Source organism: Pseudomonas sp. 1D4, assembly GCF_001728925.1.
Classification (GTDB): Bacteria; Pseudomonadota; Gammaproteobacteria; order Pseudomonadales; family Pseudomonadaceae; genus Metapseudomonas; species Metapseudomonas otitidis.
In genome coordinates this window covers 1-13,517 of the sequence record NZ_LXJQ01000083.1, presented here as the reverse complement: position 1 = coordinate 13,517, position 13,517 = coordinate 1, and the positions used below count along the sequence as shown (strand labels likewise).

1 protein-coding gene and 1 pseudogene are annotated in these 13,517 nt (G+C 70.2%); both read left to right on the top strand.

Features of this window, described 5'->3' with window-relative positions; genetic code table 11:
* Positions 1-373 (top strand): annotated as a pseudogene (locus A7D27_RS28550) (protein disulfide reductase); the annotation flags it as partial.
* Positions 374-567: 194 nt separating this feature from the next.
* Complete coding sequence (locus A7D27_RS25880) at positions 568-13,119, top strand: filamentous haemagglutinin family protein (protein WP_069566557.1); 12,552 nt, start codon at positions 568-570, stop codon at positions 13,117-13,119.
* Positions 13,120-13,517: the final 398 nt, after the last annotated feature.

The following is a 13,517-nucleotide window of genomic DNA, read 5'->3' as shown; positions in this document are numbered from 1 at the left end:
GGCGGTTGGGCGGGTTAGTGTTCCTTTAAGCAACTTCGCCCCGCCGTCCACCACAGCGGACCGTGCCGATCCTTCCAAGTGGGCCGCGGTCCTGGCCAACCCCGCCACCGGCTACAGCATCGTCGGCTACACCTATCTAGTATTCAGCCAGTGCTACCAAGACAGAGCCGACATGCTGGCTATCCGAGCTTTTCTCCTTCGCCACTACGGCCTGAACGCCCGCAACAACAACGATGACGAGATCGTCGCCAACAAGCTGATCCCGCTCACCACCGCCTGGAAGGACGCCATCCGCACCACCTTCGCGCTGCCGACCAATTCCCTGGCCATCGGCAACCCCAGCGCCTGCAACGGCATCGGCCGTCCGCTCTAAGCCCCTCGCGGGTTCGCCCCAGGAACCGGCAATGGCCTCGCGCCATTGCCGGTTTTGCATGTCAGGCGCCGGTAGGCCCCGTGAACTTTGCGTGACAAAAGTTCGGTCGCCCGCTGCGCCGACGGCCTTGGGGGTAACAGCCATGGCGCGCCCTTCGGGGCGCTGCGCCTCCACCCGAACAAGGACCCGTCGTGATGCGTTCCCAGCCCAAGCCGTCCGTCACCTGCACCGCCCGCCGCGAACATCCCCTCCTGCTCAAGCCCCTGGCCCAGGCCATCGCCCTGATGCTGCTGGCCGGCGGGGCCCAGGCCGCGCCGGCCTTCAGTGCCGGCTGGTTCGCCGAGAAGGGCGCCGCCCAGGCCGCCGGAGCCGCCCGGCCGGGGACCGTGCAGCCGGGTTCGCCACCGCCGCTGGCGCAGCAGCAGCAGGTGCAGCAGCGCCTGGGCCGCTCCTTCGCCAACCTCAACAACACCGTGGCCGCCATCGCCGCGGCTCAGGCAGCCCAGGCCGCCGGACGTGCGGCGGCCAGCGGCGCCCCGCAGACCCTGCACAACGGTCTCGGAGGCAACGGCCTCAACGTGGTGGTGGGGCCCGATGGCAAGCCGCTGTTCATCAACGCCGAGGCGCCGGTGCAGACCGACGCCAACGGCAAGGTGCTGGTGTCCATCAAGCAGACCGCCGACAAGGCCATCCTCAACTGGGAGACCTTCAACGTCGGCCGCGACACCACCCTGGCCTTCCAGCAGGAGGCCAGCTGGGCGTTGCTGAACAAGGTGGGCAACAGCACCGCGCCCAGCCAGATCCAGGGCCAGATCAAGGCCGACGGCACGGTGATGATCCTCAACAGCAACGGGGTGGTGTTCAGCGGCACCAGCCAGGTCAACGTGCGCAACCTGGTGGCTGCCGCTACCGGCTTCAGCGACGAGCAGTTCCGCAGCGGCGGCCTCTACAACGGCAGCAACCCGAGCTTCACCAACGCCCAGGGCAACATCCGCGTGGAGCAGGGGGCGCAACTGAGCACGGCGGCGCCCAGCACCTCCACCTCCGGGGGCGGCTATGTGCTGCTGCTGGGCAAGGAGGTGGACAACGCCGGCAGCATCAGCACGCCCAAGGGCCAGGTGCTGATGGCGGCCGGGGACAGCTTCGTGATCCGCAAGGGCTATGGCAGCGACGGCAACCCCACCTCCACCACCCGTGGCAACGAAGTGAGCGCCAGCGGCAACGGCCGGGTGCTCAACCGGGGCGTGCTGCTGGCCGCCAGCGGCGATGTCAGCCTGGTGGGCAACCAGGTGCAGCAGAGCGGCGTGGCCCTGGCCAGCACCTCCGCAGACGCCCGTGGCACCGTGCACCTCACCGCCAGCGGCGCCAATGGCCAGGTGACCCTGGGCGAGGGCAGCACCACCGCGATCCTCCTCGATGCCAGCGCCACCGCCCTCGACAGCCAGCGCGATGCCCTGCTGACACCGGCCCTCAAGCAGGACGGCGACGTGGTGAACGGCGATGCCTTCCGCCGCGACCTGTCCCTGGTGCAGATCGACAGCAGTGGCAGCGTGGACTTCCAGAAGGGCTCCATCACCCTGGCCACCGGTGGCCAGGTGGCGACCCAGGCTGCCCAGCGCAGCCTGGTGCGCGACGGCGCGGTGATCGACGTCTCCGGCGCCACCGGCGTGCAGGTGGCCATGTCGGCCAACAGCGTCAAGGTCAACCTGCAGGGCAACGAGCAGCGCGACGCCTCGGTCAACCGCGACAAGGGCGCGCTGAACAACAGCGACGTCTGGGTGGATGTGCGCGAGCTGGTACGGGTGCCGGCCGGGACCAACGGCTACGCCACCGACCGCTGGTACACCGCCGGCGGCCTGCTGGAGGTCAGCGGCTACCTCGGCACCCAGGGCCACAGCGTGGCCGAATGGATGGCCCTGGGCGGCACCGTCAGCTTCACCGGCGGCGAGGTGGTGACCCAGTCCGGTTCGCAGATCAACCTTTCCGGCGGCACCCTCGACGTCCAGGGCGGCAGCGTCCGGCAGACCTGGCTGAAGGGCGCCGACGGGCGCCTGTACGAACTCTCCAGCGCCCCGGGCGACATCCTCTACACCGGCATCTACCGGGGCTATGAGGACCACAGCCAGCGCTGGGGCCGTACCGACTACTACTACGACCCGCTGATCGCCCCGCGCGAGCGCCAGGAGGCCGGCTACACCGTGGGCCGCGACGCCGGCAGCCTGGTCATCGGCACCCGCAACGCGGTGCTCGAGGGCACCCTGGCCAGCGACACCTACCAGGGCGCCCGGCAGACCCAGGCGGCCCAGGCCGGCCTCGACGGCTACCGCCAGTCGCAGAAGGCGGCCGCGCGCGGTGGCCAACTGGTGGTGGGCACCTACGCCCCCCTGTATGTGAAGAGCAGCGGCACCCTGGAGCCCGTACTGGGTGCCAGTGCCAACACCCTGAAGCAGGTGGTGTTCGGCCAGGGCGCCGAACGCATCGCCGATGGGCTCGACCTGACCGCTGCCCTGCCGGCGGGACGCCAGGGCACCCTGTACCTGGACAGCGCCCAGCTCAATGGCTTCAACCTCGGGGCCATCAAGGTGGCGGCCAGCGAGGGCATCCGGGTCGACAGCGCGCTGCAGGTGGCGCCGGCCGGCAACGTGACCCTCTACGGCCCGCAGGTGGAGGTGAACGCCGACATCACCGCCCGTGGTGGCAGCCTCCAGCTGGGCAACGTGCTCAACCAGATGACCGCCCTGGGGCGTGCCGATACCGTGCTCACCCCCACCAGCGGCAGTGCCTCGGTACGCGTGGGGGCGGGCGTGCGCCTCGATGCCAGCGGGTTGTGGAGCAACCTGCTGCGCGAGCCCGACGACACCCGCGCGCTGCCCTACCTCAATGGCGGCAGCGTGTCCCTGCGCAGCAGCGGCAACACCCTGCTGGAAGCCGGCAGCACGGTGGATGTCAGCTCCGGCGCGGCGCTGCTCGCCAACGGCAGGCTGCAGGGCGGCAAGGGCGGCCACGTCACCCTGGCGGCCAGTGCCGGCAACCGGGGCGACAGTGGCGTGCTGAGCCTGGGCGGCGCCCTGCGGGGCGAAGGCGTCAAGGGCGGTGGCACCCTCAGCCTGCAGGCCGCTCGGGTGCTGATCGCCGACAACGCCCCGTCGGCGGCGGCCGGCACCCTGGTGCTGCGTGGGGACTTCTTCGACAAGGGTTTCTCCGCCTACGAGGTGAGGGGCAACCGGGGCCTGGAGGTGGCCGAGGGCACACGCGTCGAGGTGACCCAGCCGCTCTACCGCCAGGCCAGCGGCGCGGGCAACCTGGCCACCGGCGGTGCCCTGTCCGAGGCCCTGGAGCGCTGGTTGCCCCCCCTTTACCAGGAGGATGCCGGCCAGGGTGTGCTGACCCAGCGCCAGGGGGCCAGCCTCTCGCTGCAGGCTGGCAGCCCGGAGACCGCCGCCGCCGACATCGCCAGCACGGCGCTGGTGGTGAAGCAGGGGGCTCTGCTGCATGTCGACCCTGGCCAGGCCATCCGCCTGGCCGGGATCGGCCAGGTCACGGTGGACGGCACCCTGGAGGCCTGGGGCGGGCGCATCAGCGTCCTCGGCCTGGGGAGCAACGGTGAGGTCCAGTCCGCGCGGCCGCTGGAAACCTACCGTTCCCTCTGGATCGGCGATCACGCCCGGTTGGACGCAGCCTCCCGCGCCGTCAGCGCGGTGGACGCCCGAGGCAACCGCTACGGCCAGGTGCGCCAGGGGGGCAGCATCGTCATCGGCGGGGAAATCGACGCCAATCGGGGTGACCTGACGGCCAGCGATGCCTTCGTGGTGGTGCGCCAGGGCGCGCGCCTCGATGCCTCCGGCAGCCAGGCGTGGCTCGACCTGCCCGGCCAGGGCCCGCTGCGGGTGGCCAGCCAGGGCGGCAGCATTGCCCTGGCATCCACCAGCGGTTTGTACCTGGATGGGCAGCTCCGCGCTGCAGCCGGCGGCGAGGGGGTGGCAGGGGGCAGCCTCTCCGTGGCTCTGGGTGCGACCAAATACAGGTTCGAAGACCCCCGGGCCACTGACGCCGTGCGCCAGGCCCGGGAACTGGTGGTGGCCCAGCAGCAGGCGGCACCCCTGGCCGAGGGGGCGGGCCCCGAGCAGGGGGCGTCGTTGCTGCGCTATGGCCAGGGCCGGCTGGCGGTGAGCCTGGTGGAGCAGGGCGGGTTCGACAACCTGGCGCTGCTCAGCACCGGGCTACTGAGCTTCGATGGCAACGTGCGCCTGAACCTGGCCAATGCCCTCAGCCTGTATGCCGGGGCCTACGGCCTGGCCGAGTCCGCCGCGGCGGACAGCCGGGTCGAGTTGAACAGCCACTACCTGCGGCTGGCCGGGGCCAAGCTGGTTGACGCGAACAGTGGCGAGACCAGCACGAGGATTGATATTGGCACCTCGATACGCCCTGCCACTGGTCAGTGGCGGCTCAGTGCCCGTGGCCTGCTGGACGTGCGCGACAAGGTGAACCTGGGGGCGCGCGGCAGCATCCGCCTGCTGCAGGGGCGCGAGCAGGTGGTGGACCGCCGTGCCTTCGCCCAGGTGCAACTGGACAGCCTGGGTGACCTGCGGCTGCTGGCGAGCCCGAGCAGCATAGCCAACGCCATGAGCCTGACGCTGCCCGGCGACCTGCGCATCACAGCAGCCCAGGTCTACCCCGGCACCGGGGTCAAGGCCTTGGTGCAGGCCACGCGCATCGACATCGGCCGCCCGGTCGGCGCGATCCCGGCGCAGCCCCTGTCGGCCTTTGGCGAGTTGAGGCTGCAGGCCGACGTGATTAACCAGGGGGGCGTCCTGCGGGCGCCATTGGGCAGCCTGGTGATCGGTAACACCAGCAACGGCCCTCGGCCTGCCAGCCGGGTGAACCTGCTGCCCGGCAGCCTCACCTCGGTGAGCGGTGCGGGCCTGGTGATTCCCTATGGCGGCACCGTGGACGGCAAGACCTGGCTCTACGACGGCGTGGCCCTCTCCACCACCCTACTGAAGGCTGCACAGAACAACATGCCCGGCAAGGTGGACCTGATCGGGCAGGCCATCGACGTGGCCGAGGGCGCCGTGGTGGATGTGTCCGGCGGCGGGGTGGTGCTCGGTGCCGGGTTCGTCGCCGGTCGCGGCGGCTCCACCGACGCCCGTTTCAACCCGCTGGTGCAATACGGCCCGGACGGCTTCCTGCTGCCGGCCCTGAGCAGCAACCCGGTGTACGCCATCGTGCCCGGCGTCCAGCCGGGTTTCGCCCCCGGCAATGGCGAGGCCGGGGCCGTGGCACCGCTGGTGGGCCAGCAGATCACCGTCGGCGCTGGCGTACCGGGGCTACCGGCGGGCACCTACACCCTGCTGCCATCCACCTACGCCTTGCTGCCGGGGGCCTTCCGCGTGGAGGTCAATGGCCTGGCGGGGCAGGGCGGTGCCCTCGTCACCCAGGCCATGCGCAACGGCTCCTGGTCCACCGCCGGCACCCTGGGCCTGGCCAGCGGCGCCCGCGACAGCCTGGCCAGCCAGGTGATCCTCACCCCGGCCGACGTGCTGCGCCGCTACTCCCAGTACAACGAGACCACTCTCAGCCAGTACCTGCTGGCCGATGCCGCGCGGCTGGGCATTCCCGCCGCGCTGATGCCGCGGGACGCCAAGGCCTTCAACCTGAACTTCTCGCGCAGCGACGGCAGCCAGCCCAGCTTCCGCTTCGCCGGAACCCTGCTGAAGGGCCGTGAGGAGGGCGGACGGGGCAGCATCACCGCCATCGACGCGACATTCGGCAGCCACCTGGAAATCGTCAAGGCCGGCACCGGGGCCAGCGCCGGCTTTACCGGCATCTCCCTGAACGATGCCGACCTCAACGCCATCGGTGCCGGCAGCCTCTTCATCGGCGGTCATGGCAGTACGGACTACGGCCAGGGCGGCAACTTCATCCAGCTCGGTACCGCCAATGGCGCGGCGGCCGACGTACGCAGCGTGACCCTGCGCAGCGGCGCGACCCTGCGGGCGCCGGAGGTCATGCTGATCAGCTCCGGCCCGACGGGGGGCATCACCGTGGAGCAGGGCGCCAGCATCAACACCCTGGGCCTGGGGGCCGCCCCGCGGGACTCCCGCGACGGTTACCTGTACAAGCCGGGGCGCAACAGCGTGCTGGTGGTTTCCAACGGCTACCTCAGCCTGCTGGCCCCGGATGTGCCCAACCCCCAGTTACCGAATGCGGCGCCTGGGCCAATCCGCATCGGTGTCTGTGACGGCACATGCAGCGGCACCACCGGGCTCTATTCCGACGGCACCATCGCCACGGCCACCGACAACCGCTTCGAGTTGAGCGATGCGGTGCGCTACGGCACCCGCAACCTGACCCTGGCAGTGGGCGGTATCAACGTCGGCAGCGCCGAGGTGCTGGCCGACCTGGCCAGCCGCAACCGCCTGCCCAACGGGCTGACCCTCAACCAGGCGGTGCTGGACCGCCTGCTGCGTGGCGATGCCCAGGTCGGCGCGCCCGCGCTGGAGACCCTGGTGCTGGGCGCGCGGGATTCGCTGAACTTCTTCGGCGACGCCAGCCTGGACACCTACGGTGCCGACGGCCGCTCGCGGCTCAAGGAGCTGGTGCTGACCACCCCGGCTATCTACGGCCAGGGCGAGGCGGGTGCGCGTGCACAGATCCGCACCGCCAACCTGGTGTGGAACGGTGCCCACAACGAGGCCGGAGCCATCATCGCCGGCGGTGCAGGCAGCGGCGCGGGCAGCCTGCTGATCGACGCCGAGCGCATCGAGTTCGGCTACCTGCCGGACAGCCAGCCCAGTGCCAGCCCGATCCGCGACCGGCTGGCCGTGGGCTTCACCAACGTCGAGCTGAACGCCCGCGAGCGCATCACCGCCAACCACAAGGGCGGCCTGGCGGTGTACCAGCGGCAGGACGGCTACACCCCGGGCCAGGGCTTCCAGTACAGCGGCGGGCAACTGACCCTGCACACCCCGGTGCTGACCGGCGGGGCCGGCTCGGTGAACCGCCTCAGCGCGGGTGGCGACATCCGCATCAGCGCTCCGGCCGGTTCCACGGTGCCGACCATCGGGGGCGATGCCCTGGGGGCGGAGCTGTCCCTTCGCGGGCGCAACCTGTACCTGGAGGGCGCGGTGGTGCTGCCCAGCGGCAAGCTGACCCTGGCGGCCGAGGAGCAGCTGAGCCTCGGCGATGGCGCCCGCATCGACCTGGCCGGGCGCAAGGTCACCTTCAACGAGGTGAACAAGTACAGCTGGGGCGGCGACCTGATCCTGGAGAGCCGCCACGGCGACATCCGCCAGGCGGCCGGTGCGCTGATCGACCTGTCCGCGGTCAACAACCAGGCCGGTAGCCTCAAGGCCACCGCCCTGGCGGCCGGCGCCGGCACGGTGGCCCTGGAAGGGCGCATCCTCGGTGGCAGCAGCGGGGAATACGACGCTGGCGGCACCTGGATGCCGTACAAGGCCGGCAGCCTGGAGATACACGCCCAGCGGCTCGGCGCGGGCAACCTCAGCGACGATTTCGCCGCGCTCAACCAGCGCCTCAACCAGGGCCAGGTGTTCGGCGCCCGCAGCTTCCAGCTCAAGCAGGGCGACCTGGTGATCGGCGATGGCCTCAAGGCCGGAGAGATCAGCGTGTCGCTGGACGGCGGGCACCTCACGGTGAACGGCACCGTGGACGCCAGCGGCGAGCGGGTGGGTGCCATCCGCCTGGCCGGCAAGCAGGGGCTCACCCTCGGCAGCGGCGCGCGGCTGGACGCCCATGGCAACCGCCTGCGGGTGGACAGCTACGGCGGGATCATCGATGCGCCCAACCGGGCCACGGTGGAGCTGAGCGCCGTCGATGGCCAACTGACCCTGGCCAGTGGCGCCCGCATCGACCTGCGCCACGGCACTGCCGCCAGCAGCGGCCACGACGGACGGGCACGGGGCACCCTGGAGCTGAATGCTCCCCGGCTCGGCGGTGCCAGCGCTGGTGACATCGCCATCGATGCCAGCGGCCCCCTGGACATCCAGGGCGCCAGCCTGATCGCCGTGAACGGCGTGCAGCGCTACGACGATGCCCGCGACGGCAGCGACCCGGCCGCCAGCGGCCGGCCCTACCAGGTCATCGACCAGGCCTATCTGGACCAGAAGCACGCCGAGAGCCTGGCCTTCATCGACCACGCCCTGGCCAACGGCGCGCTGCTCAACGGCAAGCTGGCCGGCCTGAACAACGCCGCCTATGCCGATGCCTTCCACCTGCGGCCCGGGGTGGAGCTGGTCAGCCGGACGCCCGGTGGCGACCTGGTGGTGCAGGGCGACCTGGACCTGTCCGGCTACCGCTACGCCAGCCTCAATCCGCACACCCCCAGGACCGCCGCTGCGGGATCGGGGGAGGTGGGGCACCTGGTGATCCGCGCTGGGGGCGACCTGAGCGTGCTGGGCAGCATCAACGACGGCTTCCTCGCACCGCCGGCCACCCAGGACGACGACGGCTGGGTGCTGCTGCCCGGCAAGCAACCGTTCAACGGGGATGTGGTGGTGCCCCGTGGCGGCATCGAACTGCAGGATGGCACCGCCTTCCCCGCCGGCACGGTGCTCAACTACGACCTGCCGATCAAGGCCATGACCCTGGCTGCCGGTACCCGCCTGCCGGCGGACGCGCGGTTGAACGGCCCGCTGCTGCTGGCTGCCGGTACGGTGCTGGCGGCGGAGGTGCGCAACGCCGACGGCAGCCTGGCCTACGCTGCCGGCACCCGCCTGGCCGAGGCCGTCACCCTGGCCCAGGGCATGCTCCTGGGGGCGGGGACCTGGCTGCCGGGGGACACTCCGGTAACGGCCATGACCTGGCCGAAGGGTGTGCCGCTGCCGAGCAACGCGCCCAGCACTATCGTCGGTGCGCCGGACAGGGTGGTGCAGGCAGGGAACCTGGTGCTGGCCTTGGGGGCGCTGATCCCGGCGGGCACCGATGTGAAGCTCGCCGCCGGGGTGGAGAAGATCAACCTGCGAGGCGGTGACGGCAAGGGACGCAATTGGGCCGTGGCGCAGATGCTGCCCGAAGGCTCGCAGTCCTGGTCGCTGCGGGCCGTGGCCGGTGCGGACCTGCAGGCCGCCGACAGCCGCCTGGTCGACCCCTATGCCGAGCACGGCGAACTGCGCCTGGCCGACACTCACTATGGCTACCTGGCGACGCTCAAGCCGGCGCCATCGACCCGCCTCCTCACGGCGGAGGGTGCACTGGCATGGTATGGCGATGAGAGCTTCGCCGGAAAGCCGGTAGTCGAGGTCATGGCTGAGTTCGGCTGGGATGAAGCGAGCATTTGCTATGAGGCCAGTCTATGTGCTCTACCGCCAGGCCCCAGGGTACTAAGCGATGAAGCTTCGCTGCTTTACTGGGGTGACCTGAGCTTTTCCGGGCGTCCAGTCGCAGAATTGGCATCCCTATGGGGTATGACCGACGACGAGTTCTGCGCAAAAGGGGCAACGCTCTGTATCGTCGAGGGGACACCTGAGCCCTTGCCCGAATACAACTACGCCCTGGGCAGCAGCCGCTTCAGCGTGCTGCGCACCGGCACCGGGGACCTGGACCTGGTGAGCGCCGGTGACTTCAACCTGCACTCCCTGTACGGCCTCTATACGGCCGGTACCTCTTCGCTGGGGCTGTCGCAGTCCGCGGCCTACAACCAGGCACGCGGTGTGGCCACGATGCCTGGCTCGACGAGGCCAGGCGACAAGGTACTGGGCTCCAACGGAGGCATCTACGAGACCCTGGTGGACGGCGGGGCCAGCAGCCTCTACCGCGCCTGGTACCCGGACCGGGGCGGCAACCTGTCGCTGACGGTGGGCGGTGACCTGACCGGCGATCTGATCGGGCGCCAGCAAAATGCAGGCGAGGACAAGACGCAACTGGAGGGCGGCGCAGTCAGCAACTGGCTGTGGCGCCAGGGCGGCGGGCTGGATGCGGCATCCACCGTGCCCAGCGCATGGTGGATCAACTTCGGCACCTATGTGCCGTTCAATGACAGCACCGAGGTGGCCCTGGCCGGCTTCACCGGCTTCGGCACCCTGGGCGGCGGCAACCTTGACGTACGCGTGGCTGGGGATGCCGGCCTGTTGGCGCCCCGGGGAACCATGAAGTACGACCTCGCCAGCCGCAGCCAGGGCCTGGTGCTGGCGGTGGGCTCCACCGGGCGCATGGTGGACGGCCACCTGGTCACCACCGGCGGTGGCGACCTGAACCTGGTGGTGGGCGGTGCGCTCAACCCCGACCTGGAGGCCCGAGGGTTCCAGGACGATGCCAAGCTGCCCATCAAACAGCGGCATGACCTCAACGGCAGCCTGGTCAACCTGCGGGGAAGCCTGCGCGCCAGCGCGGCCTCCTATGGCGGCATCGACACGATCACCGGGCCGGAAGCGCCCAACCATGACGCCCGGGAGAGCCGCGCCTACGACCCCTTCACCGCCACCAAGGCCTCCGCCACCGGCGGGCTGGTGCTGGTGCCGGGGGACGCCACGGTGAGCCTCAATGCCCGGGGCGACCTGGTGCTGGGAGGCGTGGGCGATGCCGGGCGCAGCCAGGCCCTGGGTGGCCAGGCCGTGGAACTGGCCGGCACCCGCAGCAGCGGCTTCGCCTGGTTCAGCCTGTGGACCGATCACACCGCCATCGACCTGTTCGCCGCTGGCGGCAACCTGACGCCGTCGACCCAGTTGGGCGAGATGAGTGTGCTCGGTGTGGGTGTACGGACTGGCATGGACTACTCCGCTACCGACGGGCGTTTCGTCTACCCCTCCGTACTGCGGGCGGTGGCACCGGCTGGCAGCCTCTACTACGGACCTTCGGCGCAGGAGTACGAGCATGTTATCGGCGTGCTAACCCATTCCCTGCTACTGGCCCCGGGGCGCCAGGCCCAGTTGGAGTTGCTGGCCGGAAACTCCATCTACGCCGGGGGGTATGCCCTTTCGCCGAGCAACGCTCCCCAGGACCACCTGGCCACGCCCTTCAAACCGGGCTTCTACTACCTCGATGCGTCAGGCGCCAGCCATGGCGACCTGGGCTGGAGCGGCAACCCTGGGCGCAGCCTGTTCGCCTTCGGTGGCACCGGGGTCGAAGGCGCCTACCGTGGTGCCGACCAGCCGACGCGCATCTACGCCCTGCGGGGTGACATCGTCGGGGTGCGCACGGGCGAGATCCTGAGGTTCTCGAGCTATCCCCGGGCCGGTGAAACTTGGTACGAGGGCGCACGCCCGACCCGCCTCATGGCCGGGCGCGACATCGTCAACAGCGGGCAGATGGTCGGTCTGCCAGGCCCGATCCAGATCGAAGGTAATGTGCAGACCACCGGCAACCTGTTCGTCCACGACGCGCCCACCGACGTCTCGGTGGTGTCCGCCGGGCGCGACATCCTCTTCAGCAGCTTCAACGTTGCCGGGCCCGGCACCCTGGAGATCACCGCCGGTCGCCAGTTGCGCCTGGAAGACCAGGCCACGCTGAACAGCCTGGGAGCCATCGTGCCCGGCGACCAGCGCCCGGGTGCCGACATCGCCCTGCAAGCCGGTGCCGGCAGCGGCCCGGACTACCTGGCCTTCGCCCTGCGTTACCTGGACCCGGCCAATCGCCTCGCCCCCGGCGCCAGCCTGGGTGCGGGTGGCGTCGCGCAGACCTACGAAGCCGAGCTGGCGGCCTGGCTGGCCGAGCGCTTCGGCTTCAGCGGCAGCCGCGAGCAGGCGCTGGCCTACTTCACCGCACTGGCGCCGGAGCAGCAGCGGATCTTCGCCCGCCAGCTGTACTTCGCCGAGCTGCGCGCAGGCGGGCGCGAATACAACGATGCCGGCAGCCCGCGTTTCGGCAGCTACCTGCGCGGCCGCAATGCCATCGCTGCGCTGTTCCCCAGCCATGACGTGGCCGGCAACCCGATCCGCTACGAGGGCGACATCACCCTCTATGGCGGTGCCGGGGTGCGCACCCTGTTCGGGGGCGGCATCCAGATGCTCACGCCAGGGGGGCAGCAGGTGTTCGGCATCGAGGGCGAGGCGCCGCCGGCCTCGGCCGGTGTCATCACCCAGGGTGCCGGGGATATCCAGCTGTTCGCCGAGGGCAGCGTGCTGCTGGGCCAGAGCCGCATCATGACCACCTTCGGTGGCGACATCCTGGCCTGGTCCGCCCGGGGCGACATCAACGCCGGACGCGGCTCCAAGACCACCCTGGTGTACACGCCACCCCGTCGCGTCTACGACGCCTGGGGCAACGTCACCCTGTCGCCCAGCGTGCCCAGCACCGGTGCCGGCATCGCCACCCTGGCGCCCATCCCCGAGGTACCGCCGGGCGACATGGACCTGCTGGCGCCGCTGGGCACCATCGACGCGGGGGAGGCCGGCATCCGCGTTTCCGGCAACGTCAACATCGCCGCGCTGCAGGTGATCAACGCCGCCAACATCCAGGTGCAGGGCAAGTCCAGCGGGATACCGGTGGTGGCCTCGGTCAACACCGGAGCACTGGCCTCGGCCAGCTCGGCGGCCAGCTCCGCCAGCGGCGCCGCCGAAGAAGCCGCGCGAGGGCAGCAGCGCGCCGCCCGCGATCGCCAGCCGTCCATCGTCACGGTGCAGGTGGTGGGCTTCGGCAACGAACGCCTGCAAGGCGGCGAAGAAGCCCGCGCCCCGGCCCCGACCGGCTACGACGCCAACCGCAGCGTGCAGGTGCTCGGCGCCGGCCCGCTGGACGAACAGGCCCGCAGCCACCTGACCGAGGAGGAACAGCGCAACCTCACGCTTTGACCCCATCCCCGGCCGCCCTTCGGGGCGGCACTTCTTTCCCGAGGGCGGCAGGCGACTGCCGCTCTTTTTTCTGTATTTCGGAAATTTCCTTACCTTTAGGGAACATCAGCGCTGCTTTTCTGGTTTGCCTCTTCGACTAGAATCCGCCGCCCTTACCGGGCCTACCAAACTGACGAGTGATTCGCATTTGGTCGTGAAAGGGCTTGAGCAAAGTCGCTAGCGCCATAAAAATATCGCCCCGATGTCGATGTGCCACCACTCCAAGGACGGTCATCATGCGCACGCAGCCGTTTGCAGTCGGCTTCTGCCTGCTGTTGTTTCCTGTTTTCCAAGTCTTTGCCGCCGATCCCGTGGTGCCGTCCCCCGGCGACCGCGACCTGATCCGTGACCGTCAGGAA